Source organism: Methylobacillus methanolivorans, assembly GCF_044751345.1.
Taxonomy (GTDB): Bacteria; Pseudomonadota; Gammaproteobacteria; order Burkholderiales; family Methylophilaceae; genus Methylobacillus; species Methylobacillus methanolivorans.
This window is the reverse complement of record NZ_JBIWXY010000001.1, coordinates 790,526-811,025: the sequence shown is the minus strand read 5'-3', so window position 1 is coordinate 811,025 and position 20,500 is coordinate 790,526. Positions and strand designations below refer to the sequence as shown.

The following is a 20,500-nucleotide window of genomic DNA, read 5'->3' as shown; positions in this document are numbered from 1 at the left end:
CTTGTCATTCATCAATCCCGCCTCTGGCGGTGCCATGGTAAAATTGCCTGTTTATATCCATTGTGATTTCCCCCATGACTGTTCGTACCCGTTTTGCTCCTAGCCCCACTGGATTTTTACATATTGGTGGTGCCCGTACCGCCTTGTTTTCATGGGCCTATGCCCGTAAGCATGCTGGGCAGTTTGTTTTGCGGATCGAAGATACAGACGTGGCGCGTTCGACACCTGAAGCTGTGCAAGCGATCCTCGATGGCATGAACTGGCTGGGATTGAGCTGGGATGAAGGCCCTTTCTACCAGATGCAGCGCATGGAGCGTTACAAGGAAGTAATCCAGAAGTTGCTGGATGAAGGCAGCGCTTATTACTGCTATTGCAGCCGGGAAGATCTGGATGCAATGCGTGAGCAGCAGATGCAGGAGGGTAAAAAGCCACGTTACGATGGTCGCTGGAGGCCCGAGCCAGGCAAGGTGTTGCCAGCGGTGCCTGCTGACGTTCCTCCGGTGGTGCGCTTCAAGAATCCACTGACGGGCAATGTAGTCTGGGATGACCTGGTCAAGGGGCAGATCAGTATCTCTAATGAAGAATTGGATGACTTGATCATTGCCCGGGCCGATGGTACGCCGACGTATAATTTCTGCGTTGTTGTCGATGATTGGGAGATGGGGATTACGCAGGTCATACGCGGAGATGACCACGTCAACAACACGCCACGCCAGATTAATCTGTTGCAGGCCCTTGGCGCTAGCATTCCTCAATATGCCCACCTTTCCATGATTCTGGGTGATGATGGACAGAAGCTATCCAAGCGCCATGGCGCTGTGAGTGTGATGCAATATCATGAAGAGGGCTATTTGCCTGAGGCTGTGTTGAATTATCTCGCCCGCCTGGGTTGGTCGCATGGCGATGATGAGATATTCAGCATGGATCAATTCTGTGAGTGGTTTGGTCTGGATCATGTCACGCCTTCGGCAGCCAAGTTTAATACGGAAAAACTGAACTGGCTGAATGCGCACTATATCAAGCAGGCTGATTTGCAGCGCTTGGCTGTAGATATTGCCGAACGACTTACCATTGCTGGGGTTGCCGTTGATGGTGGTGTGGATTTGCAGGCTGTGATTGCGTTGTACCGGGATCGTGCGAACACGCTCAATCAACTTGCCAGCAGTATTGCCTACTTCTACCAGATGCCGCAGGTTGATGCAGCAGCATTAGAGAAGCATGTTACGCCTGAAATTTTGCCTGTCATGCAAGCTTTATTTGACGAGCTGAAGACCTTGGATTGGACGCAAGAAGCCTTGCATGCGGCAATTGAGTCCGCTGTGACAAGTCATGGGCTCAAGTTTCCCAAGGTGGCCATGCCTTTGCGCGTTATGCTGACTGGCGGCGCGCAGTCGCCTAGCATTGATGCTGTGATGGCTCTTTTGGGTAAAGAGGTGGGTTTGGCACGGATGCAAGCGGTTTTGCAAGCATAGTGACTGGGTGAGAAAAAGCCTGTAAAGAGGCAGAACAATTTGCGCTCTGTGTAGTCCTAAGAGCAGGCTGATGTGCTTTGTCTGAATAGAAGAGGTAACGAGCACTTGTTTTTCAGCTTGCAGGCCCCACTAAAGATTGAGTAACTAAGGAATTGCTGGTTATCGGTGGCAAGCGCTAGCTTGGGGAAAGTTTTTCACGTAAAGTGGCTTTTAAGAATAAAACTCCCTATATATACAACTACAAAGGTAAAGGAGCATCAAAATGAGCGTTAAAGGGCAGATGTTACAAGACCCCTTCCTGAACACGTTGCGCAAGGAGCACGTGCCAGTTTCTATCTATTTGGTGAATGGAATCAAATTGCAAGGACAAGTCGATTCTTTTGATCAGTATGTCATCCTGCTCAAGAATACAGTCACTCAAATGGTCTACAAGCATGCCATTTCAACCATTGTTCCAGGTCGTGCTGTATCCATTCCCCATGGGCCAGCTGCCTCTGCTGAAGGTTAATTTTTGCTAAATATTTGTTCTTATGTTTGATCGGCCAGTCGGTGGAGATGCTGCCGTACTGGTAAGCGTGGATGTAGGTGATCCTGGATACGAGGAAAGCCTGCAGGAGTTACGGCAGCTAGTAATCAGTGCAGGTATGATGATCGTCGGGACGGTGGAAGGTCGCCGTCCCAAGCCTGATCCAAAATTTTTCGTAGGCAGTGGCAAGGCGGAAGAGTTGCTTGCGACGATGCAGGCGGCGGATGCCAAGGTCGCTGTGTTCAACCACGATTTAAGTCCCTCTCAGCAACGAAATCTTGAGCGCTTGCTTGAGGCGCGTGTCATAGATCGTACTGGTCTGATTCTCGATATTTTTGCACAGCGGGCACAAAGCCATGAAGGCAAGCTGCAAGTGGAGCTTGCCCAGCTGGAGCATTTGTCTACACGCCTAGTGCGTGGGTGGACTCACCTTGAGCGTCAAAAAGGTGGTATCGGTGTTCGTGGTGGTCCAGGCGAAACCCAGCTTGAGCTGGATAGGCGGATGCTGCGTATACGCGTGAAGCAGTTGCGGGAGAAGTTGGCTAAGCTCAAGCTGCAACGTGGCATGCAGCGCCGTGCACGTCGCCGTTCCCTGGTGTTGTCTGTCTCGCTGGTCGGGTATACCAATGCTGGTAAGTCTACCTTGTTCAATCGCTTGACCCAGTCTGGTGTCTATGCGGCTGATCAATTGTTCGCAACCCTCGATACCACGTCGCGCAAGCTTTACATTCCCGATGGCGGGCCTGTCGTCATGTCAGACACCGTTGGTTTTATCAAGCATTTGCCGCACGCCTTGGTCGAAGCTTTTGGTGCAACATTGGAGGAGGCCGTGCAGGCTGACTTGCTGTTACATGTTGTTGATGTGGCGAGTGATAGTCGTGATGATCAAATTGAGCAAGTCAATTTGGTACTTTCTGAAATTGGTGCCCAGGATGTTCCGCAGGTGTTGGTGCTGAATCAGATTGATCGTGTCGGCATCCCGTCAGGGCTTGATCGCGACGAGTATGGTAGAATCTCGAAAGTGCGAGTTTCTGCCAAGACAGGCGAGGGGCTTGATCTTTTGCGCCAAGTTTTGCTTGAACATCAGCAAGGCTTGCAAGAAAAGCTGGCGCTATCCTAATCTAATCGCATAATTTTTTGATTTTTTCGGAGTGATGCATGGCTAACGATCCCGGTTGGGGCAATCGTAACAACGATGGTCCGCCCGATTTGGATGAAGTATTCCGACAGTTCAGCAGGAAGCTGAATGGCTTGTTCGGCAAGAGTGGTAATGATGGCGGCGGCCCGGCTCCTGAGTCTAGGGCGATCCCTGTATTGCCTGTATTGGGACTGATTGCTGTCATTTGGTTTGCCACTGGCTTCTATATCGTTGACCAGGGTTCTCGTGGCGTCGTGTTGCGTTTTGGCAAGCATGTCGAAACCACTATGCCTGGCCCCCGCTGGCATTTGCCTTATCCAGTGGAAAGTGTGACCGTGGTAAATATGGAGCAGGTGCGCACCATTGAAGTGGGGTATCGCTCCGCAGAGGGCGGTGCTGGTCGTGGTCGTGAGCTTCGAGAGTCCCTGATGCTGACCGATGATGAAAATATCATCGACCTGCAATTCGCCGTGCAATACAACTTGAAGAATGTTGAAGAAGCCTTGTTTAACAATCGCTTCGCGGAAGAGTCCGTAAGAGGCATTGCAGAAACCGCGATTCGTGAGATAGTCGGCAAGAGCAAGATGGACTTTGCGCTCTATGAAGGTCGTGAGGAAATTGCGGTATTGGCCAAGCAATTGATGCAGGAAATTCTGGACCGTTATTCCACCGGTGTAAATGTTGTCAATGTCACCATGCAGAATGCCCAGCCGCCAGAGCAAGTGCAGGCAGCATTTGATGATGCCGTGAAGGCAGGGCAGGATCTTGAGCGTCAAAAGAACGAAGGTTATGCCTACGCCAATGACGTGATTCCACGTGCTCGTGGTACTGCTTCGCGCTTGTTGGAAGAGGCCGCGGGTTACAAGCTGCGTGTAGAAAATGAAGCGAAGGGTAATGCCAGCCGCTTTGAGCAGGTGCTGGCACAGTATCAACGTGCTCCTGAGGTGACGCGTCAGCGTTTATACCTAGATGCACAAGAGCAGATTATGTCTAGCGTCAGCAAGGTGGTCGTTGATCAGAAGGGTAACGGTAACAACAGTTTGCTGTATTTGCCTCTGGATAAGCTACTTTCAGCCTCGGGAGCTAGCCCAGCAGGTAGTGCTACCGTACAGCCAGTAGTGCCAAGCACTACGCCTGAACTTGAGGCCAATATTCAGCGTTCACGCGACTCGTTCCGTAGTCGAGACAGGGAGAGCCGATAATGCGTAATCTGGGAACAGTGCTCTTAGGCTTGATTGCAGCTTTGCTGTTGCTGAGTCTATCTGCGTTTAGTGTAGATCAACGCGAATATGCCCTGGTATTCCGCCTGGGTGAAATCGTTTCGGTGAAGAAAGAACCAGGCCTTTACTTCAAGGTACCCTTGGTAGATAACGTACGTTATTTCGACAAGCGTATTCTCACATTGAACTGGGTGGAGCCTGATCGCTTCTTGACCAGCGAGAAGAAGAACGTGTTGGTCGACTCCTTCATCAAGTGGCGTATCGTTGACCCGGCGAAATATTATGTTTCAGTGAAGGGTGACGAGTTGCAGGCGGAGCGCCGCTTGTCTCAGACAGTTAATGATGGTTTGCGCGCCGAGTTTGGTAAACGCACTATTCACGAGGTTGTGTCTGGTGAGCGTAGCAAAATCATGGAAATCCTGCGCCAGCGTGCAGACCGTGATTCACGCCAGATGGGTATACAGGTGCTGGATGTGCGTTTGCGCCGTGTAGACCTGCCGCAAGAAGTGAGTGAATCTGTGTACCAGCGTATGGAAGCCGAGCGTAAGCGAGTCGCCAATGAGCTGCGCTCCAAGGGTGCTGGAGAAGCTGAAAAGATTCGTGCCGATGCCGATAAGCAGCGTGAAGTGATCATCGCCGAAGCGTTCAGTGAGGCTCAGAAGACCAAGGGTGAAGGTGATGCCAAGGCTGCGGAAATTTATTCCCAGGCTTACAGCAAGAACCCTGAGTTCTATGCCTTCTATCGTAGTCTTGATGCCTATCGTAATAGCTTCAAGAGCAAGAGTGATGTCATGGTACTTGACCCTAGCTCTGACTTCTTTAAATACATGCGCAATTCTGGTCGCGCTGGTAGTGCAGCCAAATAAGCAGGAACGCCCATCTTGATTTCCAGTCTGTTGCTTGCCTTTGGTTTGGTGTTGGTAATTGAAGGCGTGTTGCCTTTAGTTGCTCCCCAGGCCTGGAGGCAGACATTTCAACGGATGGTGGAAATGAAGGATGGGCAGTTACGTTTCGTCGGGCTGGCATCCATGCTGGCAGGCTTGTTGATAGTGCTCTTTGTGCACTAACTCTTAAAATCTCATAGAAAATGCGTAACTGGTTACTTCCCGAATACATCGAAGATGTACTCCCAGCCGAGGCTGCGCGCGTAGAGCAATTGCGTCGCAGCTTGCTGGATTTGTTCAAGGTTCATGGTTATCAGTATGTGATTCCACCCATGATGGAATACATGGAATCACTGACGACTGGTATTGGCCATGATCTGGATATTGCGACTTTCAAGGTAGTTGATCAACTGACCGGAAAGCTCATGGGTATCCGTGCAGACATGACACCGCAAACTGCGCGTATTGATGCCCACATGTTGAATAACCAAGGTGTGACACGCTTATGTTATGCCGGTAGCGTGTTGCGCACTGCGCCGGATGGCCTTGCGCGTAGTCGTGAGCCTTTGCATGTAGGCGCAGAGCTATATGGTCATGCAGGCGTTGAGAGTGATATCGAAATCCAGCGCCTGATGATCAAAGCCCTGCATGCGGTTGGCTTGAGCACTTTATATATAGACGTGAGCCATGTCGGTATCTTTGCTAGTTTGCTGGAGCATGCTGGCGTTGCTGAGGAGCAGGAGCAAGAGCTCTATGCTGCCTTGCAAAGCAAGGATCAGTCGGCAGTACGTGAACTGGGCAAGAATTTAAACCAGGAAACATTAGCGGCATTGTCCAGCCTGACTGAATTGAACGGTGATGTCAGCGTGCTTGAAGAGGCAGCCAAGTGCTTGCCAAAGATTGAAGCCATTCAGCAGGCACTACGTGATCTCAAGTCAGTTGGTACAGGTTTGGCAGATCTTGATGTGAAGGTCTGCTTCGACCTGGCAGAGTTGCGTGGTTATCATTATCACAGTGGTATCGTCTTCGCTGCTTATGCGCAAGGATATGCAGGGCCATTGGCTAGGGGCGGTCGCTACGATGAAGTGGGCGCAATTTTTGGGCGCGCCCGACCAGCCACTGGCTTCAGCCTCGACTTGCGTGGCGTAGTGAGTTCCTTGCCAGCCGCTGAAGTGGCTGCTGCGATTTTTGCACCTGCCGTTGCCGATGTTTCATTGAGCTTGGTGGTTGAGCACCTGCGCTCTCAAGGGCAAGTGGTGATTCAGGAATTGCCTGGGCAAGAGTCTTATCGTGCGGAGCTGGGTTGCGATCGCATCCTGGTGCAGCAAAATGGAGAGTGGGTTGTAGTGGCCGCTCCCGCGTTATAAATCTATCTATTGGATCTATTCATGAGCAAGAACGTCGTTGTTATCGGTACCCAGTGGGGCGATGAGGGTAAAGGTAAGATCGTTGACTGGTTGACTGACCATGCACAAGGTGTTGTGCGTTTTCAAGGTGGTCATAACGCTGGTCATACCCTGGTGATCGGTCAAGGTGCCTCCCAGAAGGAATATAAACTGAATTTGGTTCCTTCCGGTATTGTGCGCGAAGGCGTCAATTGCTATATCGGTAACGGCGTGGTGCTGGATGCAAGCCACCTTTTGTTCGAAATCGATGGCCTGGAAAAGGCTGGTCTGGAAGTGCGCAACCGCTTGAAAGTAAGCCCAGGTTGCCCATTGATTCTGGATTATCACGTGCGTCTGGACAAGGCGCGTGAAGCAGCGCGTGAGCCAGGCCGCAAGATCGGCACGACAGGCAAGGGCATTGGCCCAACCTATGAAGACAAGGTGGCGCGTCGTGCATTGCGTGTCTATGATTTGTTCTATCCAGAGCGATTTGCAGAAAAGCTGCGCGAAGTGCTGGATTATCACAACTTCGTTCTGACCAAATACCTGAATGCGGAAGCGGTAGATTTCCAGCAACAACTGGACAGCGCCTTATCCAAGGCAGCATTGCTTCAACCATTGGTCACGGATATTTCTGCTGCACTTTATGATGCAAACAAGGCTGGTCAAAACCTCCTGTTTGAAGGTGCGCAAGGGACATTGCTTGATGTTGACCATGGTACATACCCTTATGTCACTTCCTCCAACTGTATCTCTGGTCAGGCTGCCGCAGGTACAGGTGTTGGCCCCAGCATGCTGCATTACGTCCTTGGGATTACCAAGGCCTATACCACACGTGTTGGCGGTGGGCCTTTCCCTAGTGAGCTGGATATCGAAACTGAGGATACTCCCGGGTTCCAGATGTCTGACAAGGGTCGTGAAATCGGCACAGTGACCAAGCGTAAGCGTCGTTGTGGCTGGTTTGATGCGGCTGCATTGCGTCGTTCTGCCCGCATCAACGGCTTGACCGGTTTGTGTATCACCAAGCTGGACGTGTTGGATGGTATCAAGGAGCTCAATATCTGTACCGGCTATGAGCTGGATGGCAAGCCTGTTGATTTGCTGCCGGTTGGGGCTGATGATGTCGCTCGCTGTAAGCCTGTTTATGAAACCTTGCCAGGCTGGGATGAAAATACTTTCGGTGTTAGCCGCTGGGAAGACTTGCCGCAGAATGCCCGTAACTACCTGAAGCGTTTGGAAGCATTGTGTGAAGTGCCTGTGGATATTGTCTCCACAGGCCCTGAACGCGATGAGACTATCGTATTGCGCCATCCTTTCGGCGTGTAAGGTTAGCGTGAAAACAGTAGAAAAACCAAGGCTGGCCTGGGCTATTACTGGCTCCGGTCATTACCTCCGTGAATGCATTGAAATTATTGACGGCCTAGAAGATGTGGATTTGTTCCTGAGCCGCGCAGGGGCGGAAGTGCTCCAGCAGTATGGCTACCGACATCAGGTTGCCAAGGTGTTTCAGGATAAAACGGCAAGTGCTGTGCCAGTCGAGATGTTTTATTACGGCAACTATCACACGGTCGTCATCGCGCCCGCAACCTCCAATACCATTGCCAAGATGGTATGCGGCATCTCTGATACCTTAGTGACCAACGTCTATGCCCAAGCTGGAAAATGTGGCGTACCCAGCATTGTATTCGCCTGTGATACAGCGCCTGAGATTGAGTCTGAGGCGCCTCGCGACAATATGGTCAAGGTATATCCGCGTAGGGTGGACCTAGAGAATATCGAAAGACTTCAAACATTTGAAGACACCACGGTAGTCAGTGATATGCAGCAATTGCAGGCCGCGATCCAGGCCAGACTCGCATGTCTGAAAACCTCCTCTTCCTGACCGGAAAGCTTGCGGAAAAAAGCCTGCACAAAGTGCTGGCAGATATGCAGCCGACGGAATTCAATTATAGAGTTGCCCAGCTTGGGGTTTCAGTGGCGGCATTGCTGACGCCGCAACTGATTATGCGCAGGTTGCCAGATGCTGGCGATGCAGATCGGATCATTGTGCCAGGCTTGTGTCGTGGTGATTTGGCACCACTGGAAGAAAAGTATGGTGTGCCAGTCCAGCGTGGGCCGGAAGACCTCAAGGATTTGCCGCAGTTTTTTGGTCGTGGAGGCCGTCAGGCAGATTTATCCATGTATGACGTCAAGATTTTTGCCGAGATTGTAGAGGCACCACAGCTTTCTGTAGAAGGCGTGGTTGCGCGTGCGCAGGAGTTTCGTCGGCAAGGTGCAGATGTGGTGGATCTGGGGTGTTTGCCCAATACACCTTTTCCTCACCTTAAGGACTCAATACAGGCCTTGAAGCAGGAGGGCTTCAAGGTTAGCGTAGACTCCTTAAATACAGATGATTTACTGTTGGCGGGCAGGGCAGGTGCCGATTATCTATTAAGCCTGACAGAAAAAACCTTGTGGATTGCCGATGAGGTTGAATCTACCCCTATCCTGATTCCTACCACTCCCACCAATCCTAGATCTTTATATCGTGCGATTGAAGGCATGTTGAAACGTGAAAAGCCATTCATTGCCGATGCTATCCTAGACCCTATTCCGTTTGGCTTTACTGACTCTATCGTGCGCTATCAGCGCCTGAGAAAGCGCTATCCAGATATCGAGATCATGATGGGCGTGGGCAATCTGACTGAGTTGACTGACGCTGATACTACCGGCATTAATGCGATGTTGTTTGGCATGATTACTGAGCTCAAGATCAATGCTGTACTCGCCACCTCAGTAAGTGCCCATGCCACGTTTGCTGTTGCCGAAGCTGATGTGGCACGTCGCGTCATGTATGCCGCACGCGAAGAAAACCGTTTACCCCGTGACTACAGTAATGGTTTGTTGGGGCTGCATGACCGGAGGCCTTTTACCTATACGCCTGAAGAAGTGGAAGAGTTGGCAAGCCAGATCAAGGATCCTAGCTTCCGTATCATTATCAGCAAAGACGGCATGCATGTGTTCAATCGCGATGGCATTCATTGTGAGACTGATCCTTTCAGGTTATATCCTTACCTCAATGTAGATCAGGATGGGTCGCATGCTTTCTATCTTGGGGTTGAGTTGGCGCGCGCGCAAATTGCTTGGCAGTTAAAGAAGCGTTATAGCCAGGATGAAGAACTAGAGTGGGGATGTGCCACATTGGCGAAAGACCCTGAGGGTAGGGTAGAACACCGGGATGCGGCACTAAAGGATAAAAAAGAGAAGCGGGCCGAGCACAATAATACAGACGCGACGTGTGGCCCTCGCCGTATTGAAAAAGAGCCTACTAATATCGAGCCGCCTGTCGAGGATGTGACCTGCGGGCCGCGTAGCACCAGAAAGATGCCAGACGCATGATTTACGAAAGCATATTGACTACATTAAGCCTGGAAGGTGTTCCCCACATTGCACCTTTTGGTGTGAGGGAGCGTGATGGCTTGATATTGATTGCCCCATTTCGCCCTTCAGTGACGTTGGATAATCTATTGTCGACCCGCCATGCGGTGCTTAATTTTACGGATGATGTACGCGTGTTCGCTGGTAGTTTATCTGGACATCGTGATTGGCCGTTAACCAAAGCCAGCAAGATTGATGGCGTGGTGCTGAGTTCAGCATTGACGCATCGAGAGTTGGCACTGGTTGAGGTGAAGGAAGACCAGGTTCGGCCTGAGCTTTATTTCCGGGTTGTGTACGAAGAAATGCATGCCCCATTTCGTGGTTTCAACCGCGCACAAGCAGCAGTGATCGAATTGGCTGTGCTGGTCAGTCGTTTGCATATGCTTCCGCTAGATAAAATCGAGACCGAGCTTAATTACCTGAAAATTGCGATTGAGAAGACCGCGGGGGAGCGTGAGTTAGAGGCTTGGCAGTGGCTGGTCGATAAGGTTGAAAATTATAAAGCCATGATCACAGGGGAAAACCAAGCATGAGTAAATTGCTGATCAGTGTAACTTCGGCTGAAGAGGCCTTGCTGGCTTTGGAGGGCGGTGCGGATATCATTGATATGAAAAATCCCCACGAGGGTGCATTAGGCGCATTGCCGCATTCAATCGTCAGGCAGGCAGTTGAGGCAGTTGATGGTAGGCGGATAACCAGTGCGACGACAGGTGATCTGCCTATGCAACCTGAATTGATTTGCCAGGCTGTCATGCAAATGAAAATGACAGGCGTGGATATCATCAAGGTCGGTTTTTTTGGGAGTGAGCGCGATAATATGGCGTGCATTCATGCCTTGCAGCCGTTAATTGCTGAACACAAGCTGGCAATGGTTGCAGTGCTTATGGCGGATATTGCTCCGCAGCTTACCTTGCTGCCATTGCTGCGGGAGGCTGGTTTTTGGGGTGCGATGCTTGATACGGCACACAAGGATGGGCGTAGCTTGCTTGCGCATATGAGCGAACAAGAACTGCGAGAGTTTGTGCATTTAGCCGCAGGCATGCAAACTGGCCTGGCCGGATCATTGAATATTGAAAATATTGAAAATATAGTTAAAATGAAACCATCTTACGTGGGCGTTCGTGGCGCGGTATGCGAAGGGCTTGATCGTGTTGCAAAACTCTGTAAAAGCAGGGTGTCTGCGTTAAGGGTGTTGTTGTATAATTACAACAAGTCGGTTGAAAGTGCCGATCTGGCTTGATTTCCTCGACTATATCGTTGCGTGGCTTTTATGCATTGAGTATAGTCAAGTCGTCCGTTAGTCATCAGGAGTTAAATCGAATGAAAAAAAATCTGATTGGTCTTGCAGTTGCTAGCGCATTTGCATTTGCTACTTCCGTAGCGAGTGCTGATGACGTTGCATACAGCGGTGCTTGGTATGCTTTGCCAGGCGTTAATGTGCTGAATGCTGACAACGATGCCAAGGCTGAAAATCAAAGTGTTGGTGGTTTCTTGAAGTTTGGTAAGGAAATCAGCGAGCACTGGGATGTTCAAATCGGCTTGAGCCACAACCGTGCTGATGAAAACCGTTCCCAGTTCAGCGATGGTAAATATCGCCAGACTCTGTTCGGTGTAGATGCACTGTACTTCTTTAGCCGTGACAAGTTCCGTCCGTTCTTGCTGGCTGGTGTGGGCGCTGCACGTAATAAAATTGATTACACTGAAACTGCAACTGGCGCTGACTGGGGTGGTAAGAAGACCTCTTGGATGGCTAATGTTGGCTTCGGTGCACAATACCTGTTCAACGAATCTTTCGGTTTGCAAGCTGACGTACGTCAAGTTTGGAGCCGTGGTGAGACAGGTGTTGTAGGTGACCGCAATACTTCAACACTGAGCAATACTTACCTCAACCTGGGTGCGATCTTCCGCTTTGGCGCTCCTAAGCCAGCACCGGTAGTTGAGCCAACTCCAGAGCCAGTTGCTGCTGTAGAGCCAGCTCCTGAACCAGTTGCTGAGCCAGCTCCAGCACCTGTTGGCCCTGCTGAGCCAGCATTTGAGAAGGTTACTCTCTCTTCTGAAGTTCTGTTCGGTTTCGACAAGGACAACCTGAAGGAAGAAGGCAAGTCTGCACTGAATGCTGATGTTGTTGAAAAGATGAAGGCTCATCCAGAAGTTGAGCTGGTTCTGATCACTGGTCATACTGACCGCATTGGTAACGACTCCTACAACCAAAAGCTGTCCGAGCGTCGTGCTAACACTGTCAAGAAGTACCTGGTTTCTCAAGGTATTGAAGAAAGCCGTCTGCATGCTGTTGGTAAGGGTGAAGCCGAGCCTGTTGTTGAGTGCACAGGTGTTCGTGGTAAGAAGGCAATTGAGTGCCTGCAACCTAACCGTCGTGTAGTGGTTGAAATCGAAGTACAACGCGCTAGCGAATAATTAAAGCTTGAGTGTTGAAAAAGCCCCGCTATGCGGGGCTTTTTTATATGGTCATCCATGAGTCAAACTTTAAAACATCAATATTCCGTTGAGCAATCTAATGTGTTTGCATTAGAGGCACGATGGGTCGTACCAGTGCTACCGCATGGGCAAGTGCTCGAGCAGCACAGTGTCATTGTTCAAGCTGGTCGCATTCTCGACATTCTTCCGTCAGAACAATCCAAGAGCAAATATCCATTGGCACAGGTGATCGTGCTAAATGACCATGTGTTGATTCCTGGGTTAATTAACTTGCATACTCATGCGGCGATGAGCCTGATGAGAGGGCTGGCTGATGAAAACCCCCTGATGCAATGGTTGCAGCAACATATCTTGCCCGTGGAAAAGCGTTTCGTTTCGGAGCGATTTGTGCGCCAAGGGAGTTTGCTTGGATGTGCTGAAATGCTGGCTGGCGGTACCACCTGTTTCAGTGATATGTATTTCTTCCCGCAAGCGGTAGCTGAGGCTGCGACTCAATCTGGTATGCGCGCCAATATTGGCTTGGTGGTCATGGATTTTCCAACTGCTTATGCGCATGATGCGGAAGATTATTTGCAAAAGGGTTTGCAGGCCAGGGATGATTGGCGTGATAGCGAGTTGTTGAGGGCAAGTCTTGCGCCTCATGCGCCTTATACTGTTAGCGATAGCACGTTTAAGAATATTGTGACTTATGCAGAGCAATTGGGGTTGAATATCCATACGCATTTGCATGAGACACGTACAGAGATTGAAGATAGCATCAAGCAATATGGCGTGCGACCCTTGCAACGCTTAGAGGCACTTGGCGTACTTGGCCCTAATCTAGTGGCGGCACATGGAGTGCACTTGACGGAGGCTGAGATGAAGACGCTCGCGACAAATGGCGCTCATATTGCACATTGTCCCGCTTCTAACCTCAAGCTTGCCAGTGGCATTGCATCTGTGACAGCACTTGTTAATGCTGGGGTAAATGTAGCAATAGGCACCGATGGGGCCGCAAGCAATAATCGCCAAGATATGTTCGCGGAAATGCGCCTAGCAGCGTTGCTAGCCAAAGGAGCCAGTGGTGACGCGGAAAGTGTCTCTGCTACAGAGGCTTTAGCCATGGCGACCATTAATGCTGCAAAGGCTTTGGGCCAAGAGGCAGACATTGGCTCATTGGAACGTGGGAAATGTGCTGATATTGTCGCAGTCAATCTGGCTGCCATTGAGCTACAACCTTGTTTTAATGTCATTTCGCATTTGGTCTACAGTGCGGGACGTGAGCATGTGAGCCATGTCTGGATAGCGGGTGAATTGAAATATCAGAAGTTACAGGGGCAGGCAGGCATTTATGCCAATATGGAGCCTGCTGAATTAAAGGAGATTAGTAGCGAATGGCAAACCCAACTGAGTCAGTATCTGGCATGAATGTAGACCAGGCAGAGTTGCAGAAATTTGCCGAGCTGGCCCACAAATGGTGGGACAAGAACAGTGAATTCAAGCCATTGCACGAAATAAACCCTTTGCGTCTCAATTATATAGATGAGCATGCAGGGTTGGCTGGCAAGCGTGTATTGGATGTTGGATGTGGCGGCGGGATATTGTCAGAGTCCATGAGTGAGCGTGGTGCAGAGGTTACTGGTATTGATCTCGGCGAGAAGGCGCTCAAAGTGGCGCAACTGCATCAGTATGAAAGTGGGGCAAAGGTAGATTATCGCTTGATCTCAGTGGAGGCCTTGGCTTTAGAGGCTCCTGAAAGCTTTGATGTCGTGACCTGCATGGAAATGCTGGAGCACGTGCCGGATCCGGCAGCCATTGTCCGTGCTTGCGCCCAATTGGTAAAGCCTGGTGGTAAGGTGTTTTTTTCTACCATCAATCGCAATCCCAAGGCGTATCTGTTTGCGGTACTTGGGGCTGAGTATGTGCTGAATCTGTTACCGCGAGGCACTCATGAGTATGAGAAGTTTATCAAACCATCAGAACTAGCGGCTTGGGCACGTGCTGCTGGCTTGGATGTTACGGGTTCAAAAGGAATGGGATATAACCCACTGACCAAACAGTACAAATTGAACGACGATATTTCGGTTAACTATATCCTGCAAACGGTGAAGTAGTATGGCAAGTGTGGTGTTATTTGATCTAGATGGGACTTTGGCAGATACGGCCCCTGATCTTGGGCTAGCATTAAACCTGCAACGCAAGCGGCATGGCTTGCCTTTCCTAGATCAGGAAATCATCCGTCCTTACGCTTCACATGGTTCTAAGGGTTTGTTGGGCATAGGGTTTGATATTACGCCTGAGGATGCCAATTTTGCAGCCATGAGGGATGAGTATCTGGCTTTATATGATGAGCTGCATACACGTGCTCCCTTGTTGTTTGATGGGATGGATGCATTGTTGCATCGTATTGAAGCGGCAGGCATGCAGTGGGGTGTGGTCACCAATAAGCCCAGGAGGTTCTCCGCTCCATTGCTTGCGGCATTGAAGCTCGATCAACGCATGGCATGCTTGATATGTGCAGATGATGCGCCTCGTGCCAAACCTCACCCTGATTCATTATTGATGGCGTGTGAGCAAGTCGGTGTGCAGCCTGATGATTGTATTTATGTTGGTGATGCCCAGCGTGATATAGAGGCCGGAGTGGCTGCTGGTATGCCAACTATCGTTGCATTGTATGGATATTTGGATCAGGCAGACCGCCCACTCGAATGGGGTGCTGATTATGTGGTGCACGAGGTCCCGGAGATAGAAACCTGCTTGGTTGCCTGGCAGCAAGCGCTAGCGAGCCGCAGTTCTGTTTCTGTAACACCAGCTAACTAGCGTACGTTGCGGCGCTCCAATAGGGCTTGCGCCAAGGTGCCGCTATCCACATGCTCGATTTCTCCACCCATGGGCAAGCCGCGTGCGATGCGGCTTACCTTGATGCCACGGGCACGCAATAGTTCGCTGACATAATGCGCTGTTGCTTCACCTTCGACCGTATAGTTGGTAGCGAGAATAACTTCTTCCACCTCACCGTCCTGGGCGCGCTTGAGTAGCTTGTCCAGGTGAATATCGCGAGGGCCGATGCCATCCAAGGGCGATAGCCTGCCCATCAGGACAAAATACATGCCTTGGTAAGATTGGGTTTGCTCAAGCATCATGAGATCACTAGGCATTTCCACGATGCAGAGCAATGTATGATCGCGAGCAGGGGAGGCGCACAGCGGGCAAATCTCTTGCTCGCTGAAGTTGTTGCATAGACTGCAATGACTCACCACCTGCAAGGCCTGATCTAGAGATTTGGCTAATAGTCCTGCACCTTTCCTATCCCGTTGCAACAGATAATACGCCATACGCAAGGCGGATTTTGGGCCTACGCCGGGTAGGCAGCGCAGGGCTTCAACCAATTGTTCCAGTGCAGGTGGATTACGCATGATGCTTGTAAACCTAGATCAGAAAGGTAGCTTCATGCCAGGTGGAATAGGCAGGCCAGCGGTGAGGCTACTCATACGTTCCTGGCTTGTGGTTTCTGCCTTGCGTGCCGCATCATTGAATGCGGTGGCAATCAAGTCTTCCAGTAGTTCCTTGTCATCTTGCAGTAGGCTATCGTCAATGCTGACGCGACGCACTTCATGGCGGCAGGTCATGGTGATCTTGACTAGGCCTGAGGCTGATTGGCCTTCAACTTCAACCTTGCCCAGTTCCTCCTGCGCACGTTTCATGTTTTCCTGCATTTGTTGGGCCTGCTTCATCAGATTGCCCAAGCCGCCTTTCATCATGTGTTTTTCCTCCGAACGTAATTATTGAAGTGGTTTGATGCTGGATGGAATGATTTGGGCACCAAAGTCCTTGATGAGTGCCTGTACAAAGCCATCGTTATGAATAGCATCTTCTGCATCAGCCTGTAAGGCTGCTTTTTCCTGGCTCATTAATTGGGCAGGAGTATTACCGCTACCTCCCAGCGAAAATGTCATCTTGATCTTGCGGCCAAAGTGCTGTTCAACTGCGCTTCGCAATTTTTCTTCATAGCCCATATTGAGCAGATGCTTTTGCGAAGGGGGTACTGAAAAGGCAATATGTTCTTCATCAAAGCTTGCCAGCTCACAGTTTTGTGCCAGTGCTCGTGCCAACCCCAACTTTAGACGATCGACCAACACGCGCCAATTGCCGTCAAATGCGCGTGTAATCGTTGGTGTGGAAGACTCTTCAATAGGTGCTGGAGTAGCAACAACTGTTGGCTGAGGTGGCGTTAATGCTGTTGCGGGTGGAGGTGTTATCTCCAATGCTGGCGCGGTGGTGCTGGGTGCAATTACCTTGGTGGCTGGTTGGCTGATAGCCAGGGCCGCACTGGCACGAGGTGGAACATGTTCTGTGGCTGCGGCAGGGGCTGGTTTTGCTCGTGCGGGAGGCTTTTGTTCTCCTGGGTTAAACGCCAGCATACGTAGCAGCGCCATTGTAAAGCCTGCAAATTCGTCAGGCGCCAAGCCCAAGTCGCGTCTTGCCAACAGGGCAATCTGGTAATACAGCTGTAATTCTTCTGCCCCCATGCGAGATGCGAGATCAAGCATGGATTGGCGTTCTGGATGATCGTGCGCGATGCTATCAGGAACGGCTTGTACAATCGCAATCTCATGCAGCAGATTGGCCAAGTCATTCAATGCTGCATCGAATGAGATCGCGCGTTGCTCCATGGCGCGGGCTTGGCTCAATACGGCATTGCCATCTTGAGAGAGTAGGGCATTGAGCAAGTCGAAGAGGTAACTCTGGTCAATGGCGCCCAGCATCGCACGGACTTCTTTTTCATTGACGCTGTCGCCACCGTAGGCAATGGCCTGATCCAGCAAGGAGAGCGCATCGCGCATGCTGCCATTGGCTGAGCGGCCAATCAGCTGTAGCGCTACCGGCTCAAAGGCAATGTTTTCTTCGGATAACACATGCTGCAGGTGCTCGGCGATACCGCTGCTCGACATCTGACGTAAATTGAATTGTAGGCAGCGCGAGAGGATGGTGACTGGTACTTTTTGTGGATCAGTCGTGGCTAGGATGAACTTGACGTGTGCCGGTGGTTCTTCCAGCGTTTTCAGCATGGCATTGAAGGCATGGCCTGTCAGCTGGTGCACTTCATCAAGCATATACACTTTATAGCGGCCCTGTGTCGGAGCGTAAATAGCTTTTTCCAGCAACGACGTCATATCCTCTACGCCGCGGTTGGATGCAGCATCCATCTCGACATAATCCAGGAAGCTGCCTTTATCAATCGCAACACAGGCTGCGCATTGACCACAAGGCGTTGCGCTGACGCCCTGTTCACAATTCAATGATTTTGCCAGGATGCGGGAGAGCGTAGTCTTGCCAACGCCACGTGTACCAGTGAATAGGTAAGCGTGATGCAAGCGTTGCTGTTGCAGGGCATTGGTGAGCGCACGAACCACGTGTTCCTGGCCTACCAGCGCATCAAAGGATTTTGGGCGCCATTTGCGGGCAAGAACCTGATAGCTCATAGGTGTATAAACTCAATGGGTGTCATGCGTTGCAGGTACCTGCCGTTGCTTGCGGTTGATGCAATGCCAATACTACTTCGGCGCGATCTTTTCTGGCAGGTTTTTCGATTCGTTAAGAGGCGAGCCAAACCCCCGGCACTTGCTTCAATAGTTGTGGCTGCTTCCTTCCGGACCTGACCAGGTTCACTACTTTGCAATGCGGGGAGGCCCGCCAGACAGCATTCTAACTCAAATGGACGTGCGTCAGCCAGTGCTTTCATCGGCCAAGAGAGGGATGGATTAACGATCGACCTTAAGCTATATTGATCGAATCAATTGAATTACAAGAAAAAAGAGAACGTCATCATGTATCAGGCTGACCGTTATTTCCTACGGCTAATCCAGCCTTTTCTGGGGAGTAAGCCACCTGAGGTTGCCAGGACGGTAGTGCTTGGCGTGGTGATCTTGTCTATTCTGGTGCTGGCAGAAAGCTTGGCCTGTGTATTCTGGATATTCAGCTTATCCAGCCTGGGTGAAGGCTATGCGGTAATGGCTGCTGTGCCTTATATCTACATCATCATTTCCTATAGTAGTTTATTGGTGTTTTACCATTTCAAGCGATTTGATGCGTTCACTTTTACTCAGTTGGTGATGCTGCTGGTGATGCCATTTTTCATGCAGTGGATCATCGGTGGTTTTCAGGCTTCTAGTGGCGTTGCCTTCTGGGCGATCTTGTCTCCCGTAGGGGCCCTGATGATATTAGGGACTCGGCAATCAACCCCTTGGTTTATCTTGTTTGGTGTATTGGCCGTGTTGTCATGGTGGCTGAACTCCCTGTTTTCCATGCACGCACTGCCTATTCCCAGCGATATCAGGGATGCCTTTTTCGCGATCAATATGACCGGAGTATCGGGCATCCTTTATATCGTGATGCGTTATTTTCAATCACAAAAAGCAAAAGTGCTGGAGGCACTTGCGATTGAGAAATCACGATCAGAACAGTTATTGCGCAGCATCTTGCCCGATTCAGTCGCGCAGCGGTTGCATGAAGCGCAGGGCACTCGCATCGCGGACAGCCATGAGGCAGTTACTATCTTATTTGCTGATATTGTTAACTTTACCCAGATATCTGCCACGTTGAGTCCAACTCAGGTAGTTGATATGCTCAATCACGTATTTTCACGTTTTGACCAACTTGCTACGCAATATGGCGTAGAAAAAATCAAGACGATAGGAGATGCCTATATGGTAATTGCGGGAGCACCGAACCCTCGTCATGACCATGCTCAAGTGATTGCGGATATGGCATTGGCGATGCCAGCTTTATTGAGGGAGGTTTCCCATGAGATTGGCCAATCATTGGAGATGCGCATTGGTATTAATAGTGGAGCAGTCGTAGCTGGAATCATTGGTAACACAAGATTTAGCTACGATTTATGGGGCGATGCTGTGAATTTTGCCAGCCGGATGGAGCATACAGGGCTCCCCAACCAAATTCAGGTTTCTGCTTCGACTTACGCGTTATTAAATCAGGATTATGTTTTCGAACCTCGCAACGGGGTCGAGATTAAAGGTAAGGGTGTGGTGAATACTTATTGGCTTAAAAGCAAAAGGTAATTGTTAGTGGTGACGCGAATAGTCTAATAAAATCAGTAAATTCAGCAAATATACAAAATATTACAGACTGTAACATTTTGTTAAATTTTCCCTTTTTTCCTCCGTTATTTTAGTTAGATGGTGCGATTGTTTCGCTTACCAATAAATGAACATATAACGAAGGGTCAATATGAAACAGTACCTACGAGATATCACAGTGCATCGCATGGTGCTTATTGTACTGGCGTTTATCAGTATCATGATCCTTACGCTTTCAGGGGTAGGCTTAAAGGGAGTGACGACAGCAGGGCATGAGCTGGATCTTAGTTATTCAATGCTACAACAAACCCGAACCTTGGCTCAGGTCAATGACCAGTTGCTACGTGCAAGGCTGAGAATAGTGAGACTGGCAGAGAGCCTTGAGGTAGGTGATCACGCCGCTAGTCAGGAAGAGGCAAGAAGTGTTAAGGAAGCATTGGGACAAGCCAATCATGGTTTTGATGACTTCATGCAGCATGCAGCATCTGTGGATGCCGGACAGATTCAGCAACTCAAGGCTCACTACAACGCCTTGGTGGACGAGGGCTTGGGAACATTGCTTGAGTTACTGGAACAGGGAAACCTTGCGCAATATAAGCAACACGATATTGCGGTTGTTGTGGGGGCTAGCCGTCAGTTTGCCAACACCATCCAAGAGATGGATGGACAATTAGAACAACGCTATACCGAGATGCTACAGACGGCAAAAAATAACCGCATGCAGGTTATTGTGGTTGTTGCTGTAGTATTGCTGATCTGCCTGATTCTTTTGGTATTGGCAGATCGCTATATTGTGTATTTTGTAAGAACTCCTTTAGATCAGGTAAAAGAGTATTTTCAAAAAATTGCCGATGGGGATTTAACGTTTCATATCGAACCATTCGGTAAAAACTGCCCTGGCCAGATATATCCATACTTGATCGATATGAAAGATAGCCTTGCAAAG

20 protein-coding genes, 1 other RNA gene and 1 pseudogene are annotated in these 20,500 nt (G+C 50.1%); 18 read left to right on the top strand and 4 right to left on the bottom strand.

All coding sequences use genetic code 11. From position 1 onward, the window contains the following. The first annotated feature begins 74 nt into the window (after window positions 1-74). The 16 genes from gltX to ACIKP9_RS03660 all read left to right on the top strand — a co-directional run bounded on the left by gltX (window position 75) and on the right by ACIKP9_RS03660 (window position 15,277). Window positions 75-1,472 (top strand): glutamate--tRNA ligase, encoded by a 1,398-nt coding sequence (gltX, locus tag ACIKP9_RS03735; RefSeq protein WP_400879456.1) that lies wholly within the window; start codon window positions 75-77, stop codon window positions 1,470-1,472. A 262-nt stretch (window positions 1,473-1,734) separates the two neighbouring features. Next, the gene (gene hfq, locus ACIKP9_RS03730) at window positions 1,735-1,980 is read left to right on the top strand and encodes an RNA chaperone Hfq (protein ID WP_400879452.1); all 246 of its coding nucleotides are present in this window, start codon (window positions 1,735-1,737) and stop codon (window positions 1,978-1,980) included. Window positions 1,981-2,002: 22 nt separating this feature from the next. Further along, a complete protein-coding gene (gene hflX / locus ACIKP9_RS03725; protein WP_400879450.1) occupies window positions 2,003-3,118 on the top strand; it encodes a GTPase HflX in 1,116 nt (371 codons plus the stop codon). Between the two features lie 38 nt (window positions 3,119-3,156). Then, window positions 3,157-4,338, top strand: a complete 1,182-nt coding sequence (gene hflK, locus ACIKP9_RS03720) for an FtsH protease activity modulator HflK (RefSeq protein ID WP_400879447.1) — start codon at window positions 3,157-3,159, stop codon at window positions 4,336-4,338. Beyond that, window positions 4,338-5,222, top strand: a complete 885-nt coding sequence (hflC, locus tag ACIKP9_RS03715; protein WP_400879444.1) for a protease modulator HflC — start codon at window positions 4,338-4,340, stop codon at window positions 5,220-5,222. Before hflK ends, hflC begins: the two co-directional genes overlap by 1 nt. 15 nt (window positions 5,223-5,237) lie before the next feature. Further along, entirely contained in the window at window positions 5,238-5,423 is a 186-nt protein-coding gene (locus ACIKP9_RS03710; RefSeq protein WP_400879441.1) for a DUF2065 domain-containing protein, read from the top strand. A gap of 20 nt (window positions 5,424-5,443) precedes the next feature. After that, window positions 5,444-6,607 (top strand): ATP phosphoribosyltransferase regulatory subunit, encoded by a 1,164-nt coding sequence (locus ACIKP9_RS03705; protein ID WP_400879438.1) that lies wholly within the window; start codon window positions 5,444-5,446, stop codon window positions 6,605-6,607. A gap of 21 nt (window positions 6,608-6,628) precedes the next feature. Further along, window positions 6,629-7,951, top strand: a complete 1,323-nt coding sequence (locus ACIKP9_RS03700) for an adenylosuccinate synthase (RefSeq protein WP_400879435.1) — start codon at window positions 6,629-6,631, stop codon at window positions 7,949-7,951. Between the two features lie 7 nt (window positions 7,952-7,958). Beyond that, entirely contained in the window at window positions 7,959-8,507 is a 549-nt protein-coding gene (locus ACIKP9_RS03695) for a flavoprotein (protein ID WP_400879432.1), read from the top strand. Then, window positions 8,483-10,003, top strand: a complete 1,521-nt coding sequence (locus ACIKP9_RS03690; RefSeq protein WP_400879429.1) for a DUF6513 domain-containing protein — start codon at window positions 8,483-8,485, stop codon at window positions 10,001-10,003. The genes ACIKP9_RS03695 and ACIKP9_RS03690 overlap by 25 nt, the downstream gene beginning before the upstream one ends. Beyond that, window positions 10,000-10,575, top strand: coding sequence for a DUF447 domain-containing protein (locus ACIKP9_RS03685; protein WP_400879427.1), 576 nt, complete (start codon window positions 10,000-10,002; stop codon window positions 10,573-10,575). The genes ACIKP9_RS03690 and ACIKP9_RS03685 overlap by 4 nt, the downstream gene beginning before the upstream one ends. After that, entirely contained in the window at window positions 10,572-11,282 is a 711-nt protein-coding gene (locus ACIKP9_RS03680) for a (5-formylfuran-3-yl)methyl phosphate synthase (protein WP_400879424.1), read from the top strand. The genes ACIKP9_RS03685 and ACIKP9_RS03680 overlap by 4 nt, the downstream gene beginning before the upstream one ends. An 80-nt stretch (window positions 11,283-11,362) precedes the next feature. Then, the gene (locus tag ACIKP9_RS03675; protein WP_400879421.1) at window positions 11,363-12,457 is read left to right on the top strand and encodes an OmpA family protein; all 1,095 of its coding nucleotides are present in this window, start codon (window positions 11,363-11,365) and stop codon (window positions 12,455-12,457) included. Window positions 12,458-12,514: 57 nt separating this feature from the next. Next, window positions 12,515-13,885, top strand: a complete 1,371-nt coding sequence (locus ACIKP9_RS03670) for a TRZ/ATZ family hydrolase (RefSeq protein ID WP_400879418.1) — start codon at window positions 12,515-12,517, stop codon at window positions 13,883-13,885. Next, entirely contained in the window at window positions 13,852-14,571 is a 720-nt protein-coding gene (ubiG, locus tag ACIKP9_RS03665; RefSeq protein WP_449815580.1) for a bifunctional 2-polyprenyl-6-hydroxyphenol methylase/3-demethylubiquinol 3-O-methyltransferase UbiG, read from the top strand. Before ACIKP9_RS03670 ends, ubiG begins: the two co-directional genes overlap by 34 nt. A gap of 1 nt (window position 14,572) precedes the next feature. Further along, on the top strand, window positions 14,573-15,277 hold the full coding sequence (locus tag ACIKP9_RS03660; protein ID WP_400879416.1) for an HAD family hydrolase: 705 nt from the start codon (window positions 14,573-14,575) through the stop codon (window positions 15,275-15,277). Here the strand turns inward: ACIKP9_RS03660 and recR are convergent. The 4 genes from recR to ffs form a co-directional block, all read right to left on the bottom strand. Further along, the gene (gene recR / locus ACIKP9_RS03655) at window positions 15,274-15,873 is read right to left on the bottom strand and encodes a recombination mediator RecR (protein WP_400879413.1); all 600 of its coding nucleotides are present in this window, start codon (window positions 15,871-15,873) and stop codon (window positions 15,274-15,276) included. The two genes, ACIKP9_RS03660 and recR, sit on opposite strands and share 4 nt — an antisense overlap. An 18-nt stretch (window positions 15,874-15,891) precedes the next feature. After that, the gene (locus ACIKP9_RS03650; RefSeq protein WP_400879411.1) at window positions 15,892-16,218 is read right to left on the bottom strand and encodes a YbaB/EbfC family nucleoid-associated protein; all 327 of its coding nucleotides are present in this window, start codon (window positions 16,216-16,218) and stop codon (window positions 15,892-15,894) included. Window positions 16,219-16,239: 21 nt separating this feature from the next. Continuing rightward, window positions 16,240-17,940 (bottom strand): DNA polymerase III subunit gamma/tau, encoded by a 1,701-nt coding sequence (dnaX, locus tag ACIKP9_RS03645; protein ID WP_400879408.1) that lies wholly within the window; start codon window positions 17,938-17,940, stop codon window positions 16,240-16,242. Between the two features lie 115 nt (window positions 17,941-18,055). Beyond that, window positions 18,056-18,153: signal recognition particle sRNA small type (gene ffs / locus ACIKP9_RS03640), an RNA gene on the bottom strand. 315 nt (window positions 18,154-18,468) lie between these two features. On the opposite strand from ffs, the gene ACIKP9_RS03635 reads away from it, so the two are divergent. Together ACIKP9_RS03635 and ACIKP9_RS13495 are read left to right on the top strand one after the other, a co-directional pair. Further along, entirely contained in the window at window positions 18,469-19,536 is a 1,068-nt protein-coding gene (locus tag ACIKP9_RS03635; RefSeq protein ID WP_400879405.1) for an adenylate/guanylate cyclase domain-containing protein, read from the top strand. Window positions 19,537-19,705: 169 nt separating this feature from the next. Beyond that, a pseudogene (locus tag ACIKP9_RS13495) lies at window positions 19,706-20,200 on the top strand (Tar ligand binding domain-containing protein); the annotation flags it as partial. Window positions 20,201-20,500 lie beyond the last annotated feature (300 nt).